A 16,900-nucleotide genomic window follows, 5' to 3' on the forward strand; every position below is an offset into this window, starting at 1 on the left:
CATGAAAGATCTATTTAAACTGATCCTAGGCAATGCATATGCACGCATCGGCCTAGTGATCGTCTCTTTGTTTATCTTTGTCGCGGTAGCAGCACCACTGCTGACTCAACATGCTCCAGATAAACGCACTGGTAATCCACACGAGTATCCGAGCTTTGTCGTCAAATCAGCGCAAACGAATCCGGATGGTTTTATCGCTGAAAACTTAGCCACTGATCGACGAACTATGATCATGTCAAAAAAAGCTGAGCATGTACTAGGCACTAGCCGTATGGGTCGTGATGTTTGGTCACAACTTGTTTACGGAGCACGAATCTCGTTAGGTGTGGGCTTTGGCGCTGGCTTAACCGTATGTTTCCTTGCCACTGTAATTGGTATTTCAGCTGGTTACTTTGGTGGTCGAGTCGATGATGTACTGACTGCCGCGATGAACATCATGCTGGTTATTCCACAATATCCGTTGTTGTTTGTTTTGGCTGCCTTTATAGGTGAAGCAGGGCCACTTACCATCGCCATTATTATTGGCTGTACTTCCTGGGCTTGGGGCGCGAGGGTCATACGCTCGCAAACACTCGCCTTGCGAGAGAAAGAGTTTGTAAAGGCAGCAGAAGTACTGGGTGAATCTTCATTTCGAATTATCTTTGTTGAAATCCTACCAAACTTGATTCCAATCGTCGGCGCGAGCTTTATTGGCTCGGTTATGTATGCAATTGGTATGGAATCCATTATCTCGTTCCTTGGTCTTGGCGACCCAAATACCATCAGTTGGGGCATCATGTTGTATAACGTGAACCAATCTTCAGCAATGCTTATCGGAGCATGGTGGGAAGTATTGGCACCGTGTATTGCACTGGTACTACTGGTAACAGGTCTCTCACTACTGAACTTCGCAGTAGATGAAATTGCTAACCCACAATTACGTTCTCACAAAGGTATGAAGCGTTGGAAGAAACTTGCTGCGCAAGACCAAAAAGAACGCACGCCAGAAATGCCACCACAGAATGCACTTTGGAGCGGAGATAAATAATTATGACTAGCCCACTAATTTCTATCCGCAATCTTTGCGTTGATTACATCACAGATGCTGGCGACGTTCGCGCTTGTAACAATGTCAGCTTCGATATCGCCCCTGGTGAAGTATTTGGCTTAGCTGGAGAATCTGGTTGTGGTAAATCAACGGTCGCCTTCTCACTCATGCGTCTGCATAAGCCACCAGCATTTATCACTGGAGGTGAGGTCATCTTCAACGGTGAAGATATCCTCAAGTACAGCGACCAACGTATGCAATCGTTCCGCTGGAGTGAAATGTCGATGGTGTTCCAAAGTGCCATGAATGCTCTGAATCCTGTATTGACGATGGAAGAGCAGTTCTGCGACGTTATCATGCGTCACACGAATATGACTCGTGAACAAGCACGCAAACGCGCTGAAGGTCTGTTGGAAATCGTTGATATTCACCCTAGTCGACTCACGGACTACCCGCACCAATTTTCTGGAGGTATGCGTCAGCGCTTAGTCATTGCAATTGCTCTCGCTCTCAATCCCAAAATGATCATCATGGATGAACCAACAACAGCGCTAGATGTAGTAGTACAACGCGAAATACTGCAAAAAATCTATGCACTAAAAGAAGAGTTTGGTTTTTCTATCCTGTTCATTACTCATGACATTTCGTTAATGGTCGAGTTCTCAGATCGTATCGGGATCATGTATTCGGGTGAACTGATTGAAGTCGCTCCATCTAAACAGATTCTGGAAAGCCCATATCACCCTTACACTAAAGGACTAGGTAGCTCTTTCCCTCCATTAACAGGGCCAAAAACTAAATTAACTGGCATCCCTGGAAACCCACTCAACCTGCTAGAAGTTCCACAAGGTTGTCGTTTCCAAGCACGTTGTAATCGCGTGCACGAGGCATGTACTCGCGTTCCAACTCAGTTAAGACAAATCGAGCCTAATCGTTTCTCAAATTGTCACCTTTACGGTGAACCGATAGCTCAACATAAACTCTAGCGAGCCATTGAGAAATAACTATAAAGATTACTGGAGACAATTATGAGCAAAGAATATGGCGAGCTACTGATAGAAGGGAAAAATCTAGTTAAAGATTTTCCAATAACGAGTAACTCTTTACAACAGCCGATGATGCGCGCCATCAACGACGTATCATTCAAAATGTACAAAAGCCGCGGTCTGTCTGTGGTTGGTGAGTCAGGTTCAGGAAAATCAACCACTGCCAAGATGATCGCCAAAATGTATGCCCCGACAGATGGCATCATCGAATACAAAGGGCGTGATATCCAAACGATCGATTCACGTTCAGATTTAATGGCCTATCGCGAAGGCGTGCAAATGGTTTGGCAAGATCCATTTGGTTCACTAAACCCAACCCATAACATTTACCATCACATCCTTCGACCATTGCTGATCCACAAAAAAGTCGATCCTCGCAACAAGAAGGAGCAGGAAGAACGCGTTTATGATTTATTGGAGCAGGTCGGTCTGATCCCACCAAAAGAGACCGCACAGAAGTTCCCACATCAGTTATCGGGTGGACAACGTCAAAGGGTTAACCTAGCACGTAACATTGCTGTTGGTGCGGAAGTGGTGTTGGCTGATGAACCCACCTCCATGCTTGATGTGTCTATTCGTGCTGGTGTATTGAATTTGATGGAAGAAATGAAGTTTGAGAAGCAGATGTCTCTACTTTATATCACCCACGACATCGCTACTGCACGCTACATCGCAGAAGACCTTGCGGTAATGTACGTTGGCCACATGGTTGAGTGGGGAGACACAGAAGAAATCATTCACAACCCTCAACACCCTTATACACAACTATTGGTATCAGCGGTGCCTGATCCAAGCAAATCAATTCATGAAAAACTGAAAGGCAACAAAGGGGAGATCCCTCTATGGACACCAGCCTCGGCAGGCTGTCCATTTGCAGGACGCTGTCAGCATGCTTCAGACAAATGCCGCGAGCAATTGCCTGAAGTCATTCAGCTCTCTGACAACCACTTTGTTCGCTGTTACCTATACGAAAGCTAACACCAATAGAGCCAAGGAAAACCTTGGCTCAACCTATACCAAGATTTTTTCGGAGATTTTAATGCTGCTACTTACTAACCATATTGGTTATGAAGCCCTTGGGCCAAAGCAGGCTATTTTGATGACTCGCAAGACACGACTTTCATCTACCACTGCGTTGTTAGTTTGTGCCTACAGTCATCAAACTGTGGCAACTTTTGCTATTGAGAAAGGCACAAAGGTCGCTAATTGGCACCAAGGGAGTTTTTTTCGTATTGAATTCTCTGATTTTGAACAAGCTGGACGCTTCTACCTAAGAATTGAAAATCTCCGTTCTGAAGTGTTTGCGATTGAGCAAGGCCTATTGCTCAAAACGACTTTTTCCGACCTGCTCCACTACTTCAAGTCACAACGTTGTGGTGGCCGCTTTGACAAGCAAGATAAACAGGTCCCTATTCTCGGTAGTGATCAAACCGTTGATGTTCAAGGTGGTTGGTACGACGCATCAGGTGATGTCAGTAAATACCTTAGCCATCTCTCTTACGCCAACTACCTAAACCCTCAGCAAACACCTATGGTGGTGTGGAACATGCTAAAGGGTCTAGAACTTGTTGAGCATGGTGAAAGCCTGCCAGCCTTCTCTAAGATTCGTCTCACCGAAGAAGCACTGTTTGGCGCAGATTTTCTCGTGCGCATGCAAAATCAAGCAGGCTACTTTTACATGACGGTATTTGATAAATGGTCAAAAGATATCAATCAACGCGAGATATGCGCTTACGCCACGCAAGATGGTCACAAATCTGAAAACTATCAATCGGGCTTTAGGCAAGGCGGTGGCATTGCGATTGCGGCTCTAGCAAGTGCCGCTCGCTTGAAAGAAAGCGGTCACTTTAGCAATCAAGACTATTTAGCTGCGGCAGAAAAAGGTTACTGGCACCTTAAAGAATTCAACCGTCAATACTTAGATGATGGCCAAGAAAATATCATTGACGAATACTGCGCTCTGCTCGCTGCGACCGAGCTTTTCCGTACCACGGCAAGTAAACAGTACCTTGAAGAATGTCACTACTGGAGTGACCAGCTTATCTCACACCAGCAAAGCGACCAAAACTTCACCCACTTTTGGGCAGCAAATCAAGACGGCAGCCGACCATATTACCACGCGGCAGAATCAGGGTTACCAGTTATAGCCTTGTGCGAATACCTCAATATCGAACCCAATAAGGACAGAAAGCAGCACCTAATCAAGGTCATCAACCAAGCGGTAAAGTTTGAACTTACGATTAGCAATATGGTTGCAAACCCGTTTGGTTATCCTCGCCAATATGTCAAATCTGTCGATGGTGAAAAACGTGATGCATTCTTTGTCGCGCAGAACAATGAAACTGGTTACTGGTGGCAAGGGGAGAACGCTCGTTTAGGGTCACTAAGCAGCATGGCATTTTTGGCCCTAGCGCATATTGAAGACCATACAACGCAACAGCAACTGCTGACGTTCGCGCAAAACAATCTCAACTGGATCTTAGGTCTTAACCCTTACCATATGTGCATGCTGGATGGACATGGTATCAACAACCCAGATTACCTACCGCAGCTTGGATTCTTTAATGCAAAGGGCGGAATTTGTAACGGTATTACCGCAGGCTTCGAAGATGAAAACGACATCGCCTTTAACCCAGTGAAACAGAAAGACGACATGCTACAAAACTGGCGTTGGGGGGAGCAATGGATTCCTCATGGCGCTTGGTATTTGCTCGCGATACTCAGTCAGTTCGCCTACTTCAATACTGAGGAGACAACCAATGAATAAGCTATTTGTCGGTATTGATGGCGGCGGTACATCCTGCCGCGCCAGAATTCGTGATGAGCAAGGCACACTCATCGGCGAAGCGAAAAGCGGAAGCGCCAATATATTACTTGGTATAGAGGTTGCAATGGCTTCCATCATGCAAGCTATTACTGTAGCCGCTATTGAGGGTGGTTTAAACACAGGCGATTTTGCTCGTATGCACCTTGGTCTCGCTCTAGCAGGTGCCGAGCAAAAATCAGCATGGCAAGCATTTATGGATCAGTCACACTCGTTTGCGTCTATGGTACTCAATACCGATGCGTACGGCGCATGTATTGGTGCTCATAATGGTGACGCTGGGGCGATTGTGATTGCAGGAACAGGCTCTTGCGGTATCTACCTTGAAAATGGTCAACAGCACATCGTCGGTGGACGCGAATTTCCAATCTCTGATCAAGGTGGTGGCGCTGTTATGGGTCTACGCCTTATTCAAAAAGTCCTCCTTACTCAAGACGGCATTGGTGAAGTAACCCCTCTTGTTCAGCACGTTCTCGCTCATTTTAACCATGATGTAGACCAAATCGTGGCATGGTCTAAATCAGCCTTGCCACGAGATTACGGGCAGTTCTCCCCAGCAATTTTTCAACACGCTAATAAAGGTGACAACTTAGCAATTGAAATGCTTAAGCAAACCGCCAGTGACATTGAAATGATCCTAGTGGTACTTAATCGTAAAGGTGCTACTCGCATCTGTTTAATGGGCAGTATTGCCGAGCGCATCAAAGCTTGGCTATCTCCACCTATTCAGTCTTGGGTAGTTGAACCACAATTTGATGCCATCGAAGGCGCGATCATGATTGCTGGTCAACCTAAGCACAACCTGTATTAAGGATAAGTATATGAGCTTTCGCGTCGAATTAGCCGTCCTATCCGAACAAAAGCAGTTTTGCCGTTTTGGTTTAACTTTACACAACCTTACTGACCAAGCACTGCAAAATTGGCAACTGCAATTCATCATAGACCGCTTCATTTTGCCAGATAGCTTTACTCACGGGGAAATCGAACAGATAGGCAGTTTCTGTATAGTCAGACCTGACATCAAAGTTCTCGATGCCAACCAACATTATTACTGCGAGTTCAGTATCAATACTGCGCCACTTCGTTTCTACACGGATGGTTTTAAAGACGCGGTTATTATCACCGATGATGGCAAGGTAAAGCATACCGTCGTACTGACACCAATAGCCCTAGCCTCGCCTTATCGCGAGCGTGCTGAACTTCCACAGGTTGCTGAGCAAGCCATAGCCCTGATTCCAAAACCAAATAAGGTTGAACATTTTGATGGCGAGTTCCAACTGACTCGCTCAAGCCAAATTACATTGCAAGCTAATCTGGCCGAGAAAGCCGCGACTTGGTTGCAATTAGAGCTAGAACGGTTATTTGATTTTAAAGCGCAAACCATAGGTCATAGCGAGATTATTTACCGCAATAATCCAACACTTGATGAAGGTGAGTACCAACTTACCGTTGCAAGCTCTGGGGTCCGTCTTGAAGCGGGGTCTCGTAGCGGTTTTGTCCACGCTAGTGCAACGCTATTACAGTTGATTACAAAAAATGATCAACGAAACCTAACCATTCCGTTTATTAAAGTCATCGATACTCCACGCTTTAAGTATCGCGGCATGATGCTCGACTGTGCACGTCATTTTCACTCCGTCGATATGATTAAGCGCCTGCTCAACCAACTGGCACATTACAAATTCAATACTTTCCACTGGCACCTTACTGATGACGAAGGCTGGCGCTTAGAAATCAAGGCTTTGCCTGAGCTGACACAAGTGGGTGGATATCGTGGAGTCGGAACACAGTTGGAACCTCAATACAGCCACCTAGCTGACATTTATGGCGGTTACTACAGCCAAGAAGAAGTCAAAGAGGTGATTGCTTACGCAGAAGAACGCGGGATCAATATTATCCCAGAAATCGACATTCCAGGTCATTGCCGCGCTGCGATCAAGTCTCTGCCTAAGCTACTGCAAGATCCCAATGATCGCTCGCAGTATCGCAGCATCCAGCACTACAACGACAATGTTCTTTCTCCTGCCCTAGCCGGTACATACGAGTTTCTCGATAAAGTGCTCGAAGAGGTGGCTGAGCTATTCCCCTCTCTTTGGGTTCATATCGGTGCTGATGAAGTACCTGACGGTGTCTGGCTAGAGAGCCCTGCATGCCAAAAACTGATGCAAGAGAAAAATTTCCAAAGCCCTAAAGAGCTACAAGGTCACCTATTGGGTTATGCAGAAAGAAAACTTCGCTCGTTGGGTAAACGTATGGTGGGCTGGGAAGAAGCTCAACACGGCAACAAAGTGAGCAAAGATACCGTTATCTACTCATGGCTTAGCGAAGAAGCAGCCCTCAACTGCGCTAAGCAAGGCTTCGATGTCATTCTGCAACCGGGCCAATCTACTTATTTGGATATGACTCAAGACTATAGCCCAGATGAACCCGGCGTCGATTGGGCCGCTGTGATCCCACTTGAAAACGCCTATCGTTATGAACCATTAGCTCAAGTGCCCGATAGCGACCCGATAAGAAAACGAATCTTAGGCATTCAGTGTGCTCTTTGGAGCGAAATTATCACTGAACAGAAACGAATGGATTATATGGTTTTCCCAAGGCTAACAGCAATGGCTGAAGCCTGTTGGACAGAGAAACCTCAACGGAATTGGGAAGATTACTTAGCACGGCTGAAAGGGCACCTGCCTCTACTCGAAAAACAAGGCATTAACTTCCGTCAACCGTGGAAATAACACTGGAGCGAATGGTGAACATTCGCGGTTTTCACTAGCTTTAAATTTTTGGCTGCTAAAGTGGCAGCTTGGTAAAAAGGAAATTAACATGAAATACGGCTATTTCGATAACGACAATCGTGAATACGTCATCACTCGACCAGACGTACCTACGCCATGGACTAACTACTTGGGCACAGAGAAATTCTGTACTGTCATCTCGCACAATGCGGGTGGTTACTCTTTCTACAACTCTCCTGAATATAACCGTGTTACCAAATTCCGCCCCAATGCAACCTTTGACCGACCGGGCCATTATGTCTACCTGCGTGATGACCAAACTGGTGATTACTGGTCAATATCTTGGCAACCAGTCGCAAAAAGCTTAGACGAAGCAAACTACGAAGTTCGTCATGGTCTGTCTTACTCTAAATTCAAATGTGAATACAGTGGTATCACCGCAACGAAGACATTGTTCGTACCTAAAGGTGAAGACGCTGAAGTATGGGATGTAGTGATCAAAAACACTTCCGACAAGCCACGTACCATCAGTGCATTCTCATTTGTCGAGTTCTCATTTAGCCATATTCAATCTGATAACCAAAACCACCAAATGTCACTATACTCAGCCGGTACTGAGTACAAGGATGGCGTGATTGAGTATGACTTGTACTACAACACCAACGACTTTGAAGGCTTCTATTACTTAGCGTCAACATTTAGCCCTGACTCATACGATGGCCAACGTGATAGCTTCCTAGGTCTTTACCGCGATGAAGCAAACCCAATTGCCGTCGAACAAGGTAAGTGTTCAAACACAGCGCAAACTTGTTACAACCATTGCGGTTCACTCCACAAACAATTCACGATCCAGCCGGGTGAAGAAGTACGCTTTGCTTACATTCTAGGTATCGGTAAAGGCAATGGTGAGCGCCTACGTGAGAAATACCAAGATCTAGCCAATGTTGATGCCGCATTTGCTGGTATTAAACAGCACTGGAACGAACGTTGTGAGAAATTCCAGGTGAAGTCTCCAAACGAAGGTCTAGACACCATGATCAACGCTTGGACTCTTTACCAAGCTGAAACCTGTGTCGTATGGTCTCGTTTCGCTTCATTTATCGAAGTCGGCGGACGTACAGGTCTAGGTTACCGCGATACTGCTCAAGACGCGATTTCAGTCCCTCATGCAAACCCTGAAATGACGCGCAAACGCCTCGTTGATCTACTACGTGGTCAGGTGAAAGCAGGTTACGGTCTGCATCTATTTGATCCAGACTGGTTCGATCCAGAGAAAGCAGACGTTGAACCATCAAAATCACCAACGGTTGTCCCAACACCTTCAGACGAAGATAAGATCCACGGTATCGAAGATACGTGTTCAGATGACCACCTATGGCTAGTGCCTACCATCTGTAAGTACGTAATGGAAACCGGTGAGCACAGCTTCTTTGATGAGATGATTCCATACGCAGACGGTGGAGACGCTTCTGTCTATGACCATATGAAAGCGGCGCTGGATTTCTCTGCTGAATACGTTGGTCAAACGGGTATCTGTAAAGGTCTTCGCGCGGACTGGAATGACTGTCTAAACCTAGGTGGTGGTGAATCATCAATGGTTTCATTCCTACATTTCTGGGCTCTACAAGAGTTTATCGACCTAGCTAAGTTCCTTGGTAAAGATGAAGATGTAGCTAAGTACACTGAAATGGCAGCGAACGTTCGTGAAGCGTGTGAAAGTCACCTTTGGGATGACGAAGGTGGTTGGTATATCCGAGGCCTAACAAAAAATGGTGACAAAATTGGCACTGCGCAACAAGCAGAAGGTCGTGTACACCTAGAGTCAAACACACTAGCGGTTCTCTCTGGTGCAGTTTCTCAAGAGCGCGGCGAAAAAGCAATGGATGCAGTAGATGAGAACCTATTCTCTGAATACGGCCTGCACCTGAACTCACCTTCATTCGCTACACCTAACGATGATATCGGCTTCGTAACCCGCGTATACCAAGGCGTTAAAGAGAACGGAGCCATCTTCTCTCACCCTAACCCATGGGCATGGGTTGCAGAGGCGAAACTTGGTCGCGGTGACCGTGCAATGAAGTTCTACGATGCACTTAACCCATACAACCAAAATGACATCATCGAAAAACGTATCGCTGAACCATACTCGTACGTTCAGTTCATCATGGGTCGTGACCACCAAGACCACGGCCGTGCAAACCACCCTTGGTTAACCGGTACATCTGGCTGGGCATACTTCGCCGTAACCAACTTCATCTTAGGTGTACGTACGGGTTTCGATGGTCTAACGATTGATCCATGTATCCCAACGAACTGGCCTGGCTTCGAGGTAACTCGTCAATGGTTAGGCGCGACTTACAACATCAAAGTTGAGAATCCGAACTCAGTGAGCAAAGGCGTTAAATCAATCACTATTAACGGTGAACTTATCACTGGCAACGCTGTTCCGGTTCAGGCTGATGACAGCATCAATGACGTTGTTGTTGTATTAGGTTAATTGTCGCTAGAGCCTCTTCACAGAGGCTCTTTGTTTACTTAAAGGATTAAAACCATGATTAAGTTCGGAACAGGTGGCTGGCGCGCATTTATCGGCGAAGAATTTACCAAAGACAATGTCCAACTTGTTGCCCAAGCACTGGCCAACATCATTAACAACGAACAAGTCGCAGATACAGGCTTTGTCGTCGGTTATGACCGCCGATTTTTATCAGACAAAGCTGGCCGCTGGTTTACAGAAGTACTCGCAGCAAACACTATCAAGGTGAGTTTTATTGATAAGTTCGTCCCAACCCCTATCGTGATGTTCAAAGCCAAAGAGATGGGCTGTGCCTACTCTGCGTGTATCACCGCTTCACACAACCCAGCCGACTACAACGGTATTAAGGTGTTTATTGAAGGCGGACGCGATGCAGATGAGGTAATCACTGAAAAGATCGAAACGCAAATCGCACAGCTAACACTAGCAAAAGTAAAGTCGGTCGATTTCGACCAAGCAGTTGAAGATAAGCTAATCGAAGTGATTAACCCAATGAACGAGTTTGTCGACTCAATCATTAACTTTATCGACATTGAATCCATTAAAGAGGCCAATCTACGCGTGCTGATCGACCCGATGTTTGGTGTTGCTAAAAATGCCTTGCAGACTGTTCTTATCAACGGTCGCTGTGATGTCGACGTGATCAATGATGGCAAAAATCCAGACTTTGGCGGCTTAATGCCCTCACCGAGCGCCGCGACCTTGTACAGGTTAAAACACCTAGTTGCCGCTGAAGGCTACGATATTGGTATCGGAACCGATGGTGATGCTGACCGTTTAGGTATCATTGATGAGAAAGGTCACTTTATTCACCCCAATGAAGTTTTGATCCTACTCTACTACTACCTATTAGAGTACAAAGGCTGGAAGGGCTCTGTGGTGCGTAACATTGCTACGACTCACATTCTCGATAAGATCGCTGCCGAACACGGCGAGAAATCATTTGAGGTACCTGTAGGCTTTAAACATATCAGTTCACAGATGGAAGCAGATGACTCACTGATCGGCGGTGAAAGCTCCGGTGGCTTAACGATTCGCGGTCACATCAAAGGTAAAGATGGCGTGTTTGCCTCAAGTCTGCTGGTCGAAATGATTTCAGTAACGGGCAAAAAGCTCTCAGAACTGCTGGATGAGATATACAGTAAGTATGGCTATGCCTATACCGCAGAAGGAGATTGCACTTTTAAGCCAGCGCAAAAAGAACTGCTATACAACCGAATTTATGTTGCAAAGCAGCTGCCAGAGTTTAACTTTGAAATAGATAAAGTCAGCTACGAAGATGGCGCTAAGGTTTACTTCAAAAATGGTGGCTGGGTGATTGCTCGCTTCTCTGGTACTGAGCCGCTATTGCGTATCTTTGCCGAGATGGCAGATAAAGAAACTGCGGAACAGGTTGTGCTGCAAGTAAAAGAGTTTCTGCAACTCTAGTTAATCGAATTCACTACCCTATAGGTGGATATAATTGGCCCGGCTTCATTCGCCGGGCATTTTTTATCTAGAAAGCTAACACACCTTGAGTTTCGACCTTGACCGACACTTGCTGGCCTATGGTAAGAGGCTCGGCAGAACTCGCTAGCAAACGACTTCCACTCGCATCAATCACGTAACGACAGTGATCACCCATAAATTGCTGCTCTAATACGGTGACGCTGCTGTCTTCTGCCGCACTAATCTGAACATGCTGAGGGCGAAGCAGTAATTCACAACTGTCACCGATTTGAATATGTTGCTGGGCAGTTGCTTCGACTAAGCCTAGTTCAGTTTCAAATTCTGACTCTGAAGAGCGTTTAGCAGTTAAGTAACTACCTCCGCCGAGGAAGTCAGCGACAAACTTACTTGATGGCTGGTAATACAGCTCGCTCGCTGTGCCATACTGTTCAATCACACCGTGATTCATAACCGCCATCTTGTCAGAAAAAGCAAACGCCTCTTCACGGCTATGAGTTACGAAAATCGCCGTTACCCCCTGATTCTTAAAGATCTTACGGATCTCGGCAATCAGCTCGTGTCGCACTTGAGTATCAATATTTGAGAAAGGCTCGTCGAGCAGTAATAAGTCTGGCTTATAAGCGAGGGAGCGAGCAATAGCAACACGCTGTTGCTGACCACCAGACAATTGATGCGGATAGCGCTCGCTATAACCATCAAGATGCACTAACTCAAGCATTTCTTCGACTTTCGCTTTTTGCTCACCGAACGGTAATTTACGTAAGCCGAAGGCAACGTTTTCTGCCACGGTTAAGTGTGGAAAAAGCGCGTAATCTTGGAAGATCATACCGATATTACGCTGCTCTGGAGGAAGCCAGTTCGCACCGTCATCAATGGTCATACAGTTTAGGCTCATGGTGCCAGAACTTAATGGTAACAACCCTGCTATCGCTTTAAGTAACGTTGTTTTGCCACAACCACTTGCCCCAAGCAGACAAACAATTTCACCTTGCTCAACTTCTAGCGACAGTGACTCTAGCACCGTCGTTTGCTCATCGTATTTACACGTTAAGTCTTTAATTGATAATGCGCAGTTCATTAGTGGGAATGCTCCAGTGAACGGTTAACAATAACTAAAGGCACCAAACCAACCAGCACTAACAGCACCGCAGGTAATGCAGCGAGTTCTAGATGCTCATCAGAGGCAAAGTTATAAACATAAGTTGCAAGAGTTTCAAAGTTGAATGGGCGCAGCAGCAGAGCCGCATTGAGCTCTTTCATTGACTCGATAAAGACCAACAGACCCGCGATCAAAGCGCCTCGACGAACTAACGGGAAATGAATGCGCCACAGCATGGAATTAGCACTACAACCCATGGTTCTTGATGCCATATCAAGCGATGGAGATACTTTACTTAAACTGCTTTCAATACTGCCTATTGCGACCGCAGAAAAACGCACGACCATAGCGAAGATCAAAGCAAACATAGAACCAGAAAAAATCAAACCTGGTCTGCCCCACTCCATGAATTTAGCAATGTCGTTGACCAAGTGGTCCATAAATAACACAGGCACCATCACACCTATAGCGAGGACAGTTCCAGGGACTGCATATCCCATTGAGGATAAGCGCATAAATGCAAGGCTCTTACGCCCAGGGTTGACGCGTTGGCAGAAGTTGACAATCAATGCGACCACAACACCAATAATGGCAGCGGTTAGGGAAACATACAGGCTATTAAGCGCATACTCACGAAATTCCGCCGTCCAACTTTGGCCGAAATATTTGTAAGCATAGATAATCAACTGCCCAAGCGGGAAAATAAACGCGATACAGACAAGCCCCCAACACCAAGACAATGCTAGCCACTTTCTCCAACCAGCTAACTCATAGCGGAAGTCTTCACGGCTACTGAATTGGTTTTGAAATAATTTTTGCTTGCGGCGACTGTAGCGTTCGGAGCTGAGTAGGAGTATGACAACAACCAACATTATCGCAGAAATTTTTGCCGCAGCCGTTAAGCTCGAATAACCAAGCCAAGTATCATAAACCGCAGTGGTTAGCGTATTGACCGCAAAGTAGCTCACCGTGCCAAAATCACCAATGGTTTCCATTGCTACCAGCGACAAACCAACCGCAATCGACGGTCTAACTAAAGGTAAAGAGATACGGCGAAAGCTCTCCCAAGGCGAGCATTTCAATAGACGGGCAGATTGAAGCAAAGAGACGTTTTGCTCCATAAAAGCAGCACGGCACAAAAGGTAAACATATGGATAGAAGACTAACGAAAGAACAATAATCGCACCGCTCAGGGTACGGATGTCAGGAAACCAATATTCCCCTGGCCCCCACCCCGTCAGATCGCGCAGCAAAATCTGAACTGGTCCGGCAAAGTCAAACCAATCAGTAAAAATATACCCAACGATATACCCCGGCATCGCTAGCGGAAGTACCAGAGCCCATTGAAGGACTCGCTCTCCGGGGATTCGGCACATCGCCATAATCCAAGCGGAAGGAATACCAAACACGAGAGACAACACCATAGTACCAATAACCAGTACCACAGTATTAAACGTGTAAGTTGGCATTACCGTTGACATCAAATGAGCAAAAAGCTCATCGGTTTCACCAACAGCTGTCATGAATATCGCTAAGATCGGCAAAACCAGTAGTAAAGCAAGCGCTCCGCTACTGGTTCCCCATAAATAATTTTTTTCTTTCATCGCCTACTTACAACCAGGAATTATGAAATATAAATGCGTTTGCAAATACCTCTCATATCCCTTTAATAGTTTAGGGTATTTATACCCTTATAAACAAACAACCTCAAGTAACCCTACAAAAAGAGCGACTTGAGGCTGTGCTTATTTAGAGAGTCAATGACTCACCAAAAAACTATTATAGGTCGAACTTAACTTCGTCTAGTAGTTTGATCGCCGCTTCGTGGTGGCTAGCAACATCATCTAGAGAAATAGTATCTGGCTTGAAATCACCCCAAGACGCAACCAGTTCTGAACGCTTAACGCCATCTTTCACTGGGTATTCGAAGTTAACTTCAGCATACATGCTTTGTGCTTTATCGCCCGCTAGGAACTCCATAAGCTTCACTGCATTCTCTTTGTTTGGAGAGTGTTTAGCCATCGCCATACCAGAGATGTTTACATGAGTACCTGTCGTCTTCTGGTTAGGGAAGTTGATGTAAACTGCATCAGCCCAAGCTTTTTGCTCTGCATCGTTAACCATCTTGCCTAGGTAGTAGCTGTTACCAAGAGAAACGTCACATAGACCTTCTTTGATTGCTTTAACCTGTGCACGGTCATTACCTTGTGGCTTACGCGCTAGGTTAGCTTTAACGCCTTCTAACCACTCTTTAGTTGCGGCTTCGCCTTCGTGAGCAATCATTGCAGAAACTAGAGATACGTTGTAAGGGTGCTTACCGCTACGAGTACAGATTTTGCCTTTGAATTCAGGCTTAGCTAGATCAGCGTAAGTGAAGTCTTCACCTAAACGGCCAACTCGGTCACGTGAAGAATAAACGCTACGAGTTCGAGTTGTTAGGGCAAACCACTCGTTGTCAGTATCTTGGTACTGAGCTGGAATGTTTTTTTCTAGAACTTCGCTTTCAACCGCTTGAACAAGGTTTTTCTTAGTCAGTTCAGATAGACGGCTAATATCTACAGTTAGAATCACGTCTGCTGGGCTGTATTCACCTTCTTGAGCTAGCTTCTCTGCTAGACCTTTCTTAGCAAACTTAACGTTTACTTTAATACCTGTCTCTTTAGTGAACTCGTTGAACATTGGCTCAACTAGGAAAGGTTGACGGTAAGAGTATACGTTCACTTCTTCTGCAGCGATCGCCGCTGTAGGTGCGATTGTCGCGCAAGCTAGTGCAGAAAGAGTCAGCAGTTTTTTCATTGGTTCAGTCCTTTAACTTCGTAATGATAACGTTTATCAGTTGCGTTATTATATTCATCACAATTTAGAAAACAATGATGCGAAACAAAAAAACCTGCTCATTAGAGCAGGTTTTTGATACTTTTATTTGTAACTATATGTAACATCACACTTAGTGTAATTACTTCACCGTAACGAATTCAGGATATGCACCTACGCCACAGTCGTGCATGTCCATTCCTTCCATTTCTTCGTCCTCAGAGACTCGGATACCCACTGTTGCTTTCAGCACAGCCCAAACCACTAGGCTTGCACCAAATACCCAAGCAAAAATCACCAATGCACCTAGCAGCTGAGCACCGAACGTCGCATCACCATTACTTAGTGGCACAACCATTAGACCAAAGAAGCCACATACGCCGTGTACTGAAATCGCACCAACTGGATCGTCAATCTTAAGCTTATCTAGGCCGATAATGCTAAATACCACTAGCGCACCAGATACTGCACCAATTGCAACAGCGTAAAGCGGTGATGGTGATAGAGGGTCAGCAGTGATAGCAACAAGACCTGCTAATGCACCGTTAAGAATCATAGTCAGGTCCGCTTTACCCCAAGTTGTTTTACATACTAGTAACGCTGCAATTGCACCTGCAGCTGCGGCTGCGTTCGTGTTCAAGAAGATTTGACCAACTGCGGTAGCATTTTCAAAATCAGATACCATTAGCTGAGACCCACCGTTGAAGCCGAACCAACCAAACCATAGGATAAAGGTACCTAGCGTTGCAAGAGGCATATTTGACCCAGGAATTGGGTAGATTTCACCATTCTTACCGTATTTACCTTTACGAGCACCTAGAAGTAGAACACCCGCGAGAGCTGCAGCAGCGCCTGCCATGTGAACAATACCTGACCCTGCAAAGTCACTAAAGCCAGCTTCTGATAGGAAACCACCACCCCAAGTCCAGTAACCTTCCATTGGGTAGATAAATGCTGTTAGTACTACCGAGAAGATTAAGAAAGACCATAGCTTCATACGTTCAGCAACAGCACCTGAGACAACTGACATTGCGGTCGCGACAAACACTACCTGGAAGAAGAAGTCTGACTCTAAAGAGTGGTCAGCCCCTTCGCCTTGAGTACCGATGAGTGCACCAAATGATGGTAACCAACCGCCTTCACCATTATCAACATACATGATGTTGTAACCAACGATGAGGTACATAGTACAAGCGATCGCGTACAAGCAGATATTTTTGGTCAGAATCTCAGTGGTGTTCTTTGAGCGAACCAGACCCGCTTCTAACATGGCAAAACCTGCTGCCATCCACATTACCAACGCACCCGAAATGAGGAAGAAAAAGGTGTCTAGTGCGTAACGTAACTCTGTTACTGTTGTTGTTAATTCCATC

General features: G+C 45.7%; 12 protein-coding genes. 8 read left to right on the forward strand and 4 right to left on the reverse strand.

Annotation, left to right across the window (positions count from 1 at the left end):
- Position 1 precedes the first annotated feature (1 nt).
- The 8 genes from APB76_RS01740 (at position 2) to APB76_RS01775 (ending at position 11,593) form a co-directional block, all read left to right on the forward strand.
- Entirely contained in the window at positions 2-1,027 is a 1,026-nt protein-coding gene (locus APB76_RS01740; RefSeq protein ID WP_049845657.1) for an ABC transporter permease, read from the forward strand.
- A gap of 2 nt (positions 1,028-1,029) precedes the next feature.
- Positions 1,030-2,013: an ABC transporter ATP-binding protein gene (locus APB76_RS01745; protein WP_049845656.1), complete on the forward strand. Its 984-nt coding sequence runs from the start codon at positions 1,030-1,032 to the stop codon at positions 2,011-2,013.
- A gap of 42 nt (positions 2,014-2,055) precedes the next feature.
- Entirely contained in the window at positions 2,056-3,051 is a 996-nt protein-coding gene (locus tag APB76_RS01750; RefSeq protein ID WP_049845655.1) for an ABC transporter ATP-binding protein, read from the forward strand.
- Between the two features lie 61 nt (positions 3,052-3,112).
- Positions 3,113-4,840: a glycoside hydrolase family 9 protein gene (locus tag APB76_RS01755; RefSeq protein ID WP_049845654.1), complete on the forward strand. Its 1,728-nt coding sequence runs from the start codon at positions 3,113-3,115 to the stop codon at positions 4,838-4,840.
- Positions 4,833-5,708: an N-acetylglucosamine kinase gene (locus APB76_RS01760; protein WP_049845653.1), complete on the forward strand. Its 876-nt coding sequence runs from the start codon at positions 4,833-4,835 to the stop codon at positions 5,706-5,708. Before APB76_RS01755 ends, APB76_RS01760 begins: the two co-directional genes overlap by 8 nt.
- Before the next feature lie 10 nt (positions 5,709-5,718).
- Entirely contained in the window at positions 5,719-7,629 is a 1,911-nt protein-coding gene (locus tag APB76_RS01765; protein ID WP_049845652.1) for a beta-N-acetylhexosaminidase, read from the forward strand.
- 88 nt (positions 7,630-7,717) lie between these two features.
- Positions 7,718-10,126 (forward strand): GH36-type glycosyl hydrolase domain-containing protein, encoded by a 2,409-nt coding sequence (locus tag APB76_RS01770; protein ID WP_054962754.1) that lies wholly within the window; start codon positions 7,718-7,720, stop codon positions 10,124-10,126.
- 54 nt (positions 10,127-10,180) lie between these two features.
- Positions 10,181-11,593 (forward strand): phosphoglucomutase/phosphomannomutase family protein, encoded by a 1,413-nt coding sequence (locus APB76_RS01775; protein ID WP_054962755.1) that lies wholly within the window; start codon positions 10,181-10,183, stop codon positions 11,591-11,593.
- 67 nt (positions 11,594-11,660) lie between these two features.
- On the opposite strand, the gene APB76_RS01780 is transcribed toward APB76_RS01775, so the two are convergent.
- From APB76_RS01780 to APB76_RS01795, 4 genes are all read right to left on the reverse strand, one after another.
- Positions 11,661-12,692 carry an ABC transporter ATP-binding protein gene (locus APB76_RS01780; protein WP_049845649.1) on the reverse strand — a complete coding sequence of 344 codons (1,032 nt, stop codon included), beginning with the start codon at positions 12,690-12,692 and terminating at the stop codon, positions 11,661-11,663.
- Positions 12,692-14,317: an ABC transporter permease gene (locus APB76_RS01785; protein ID WP_049845648.1), complete on the reverse strand. Its 1,626-nt coding sequence runs from the start codon at positions 14,315-14,317 to the stop codon at positions 12,692-12,694. Before APB76_RS01785 ends, APB76_RS01780 begins: the two co-directional genes overlap by 1 nt.
- Before the next feature lie 175 nt (positions 14,318-14,492).
- Complete coding sequence (locus APB76_RS01790) at positions 14,493-15,509, reverse strand: Fe(3+) ABC transporter substrate-binding protein (RefSeq protein ID WP_049845647.1); 1,017 nt, start codon at positions 15,507-15,509, stop codon at positions 14,493-14,495.
- Between the two features lie 160 nt (positions 15,510-15,669).
- Positions 15,670-16,899 (reverse strand): ammonium transporter, encoded by a 1,230-nt coding sequence (locus APB76_RS01795; RefSeq protein WP_054962756.1) that lies wholly within the window; start codon positions 16,897-16,899, stop codon positions 15,670-15,672.
- Position 16,900: the final 1 nt, after the last annotated feature.

It is taken from the genome of Vibrio bivalvicida, from assembly GCF_001399455.2.
GTDB classification, from domain to species: domain Bacteria; phylum Pseudomonadota; class Gammaproteobacteria; order Enterobacterales; family Vibrionaceae; genus Vibrio; species Vibrio bivalvicida.

Bases quoted from the DNA above. Each gene is read 5' to 3' on its own strand.
- APB76_RS01740 (WP_049845657.1), top strand. From the start codon at position 2: ATGAAAGATCTATTTAAACTGATCCTAGGCAATGCATATGCACGCATC.
- APB76_RS01745 (WP_049845656.1), top strand. From the start codon at position 1,030: ATGACTAGCCCACTAATTTCTATCCGCAATCTTTGCGTTGATTACATC.
- APB76_RS01750 (WP_049845655.1), top strand. From the start codon at position 2,056: ATGAGCAAAGAATATGGCGAGCTACTGATAGAAGGGAAAAATCTAGTT.
- APB76_RS01755 (WP_049845654.1), top strand. From the start codon at position 3,113: ATGCTGCTACTTACTAACCATATTGGTTATGAAGCCCTTGGGCCAAAG.
- APB76_RS01760 (WP_049845653.1), top strand. From the start codon at position 4,833: ATGAATAAGCTATTTGTCGGTATTGATGGCGGCGGTACATCCTGCCGC.
- APB76_RS01765 (WP_049845652.1), top strand. From the start codon at position 5,719: ATGAGCTTTCGCGTCGAATTAGCCGTCCTATCCGAACAAAAGCAGTTT.
- APB76_RS01770 (WP_054962754.1), top strand. From the start codon at position 7,718: ATGAAATACGGCTATTTCGATAACGACAATCGTGAATACGTCATCACT.
- APB76_RS01775 (WP_054962755.1), top strand. From the start codon at position 10,181: ATGATTAAGTTCGGAACAGGTGGCTGGCGCGCATTTATCGGCGAAGAA.
- APB76_RS01780 (WP_049845649.1), bottom strand. From the start codon at position 12,692: ATGAACTGCGCATTATCAATTAAAGACTTAACGTGTAAATACGATGAG.
- APB76_RS01785 (WP_049845648.1), bottom strand. From the start codon at position 14,317: ATGAAAGAAAAAAATTATTTATGGGGAACCAGTAGCGGAGCGCTTGCT.
- APB76_RS01790 (WP_049845647.1), bottom strand. From the start codon at position 15,509: ATGAAAAAACTGCTGACTCTTTCTGCACTAGCTTGCGCGACAATCGCA.
- APB76_RS01795 (WP_054962756.1), bottom strand. From the start codon at position 16,899: ATGGAATTAACAACAACAGTAACAGAGTTACGTTACGCACTAGACACC.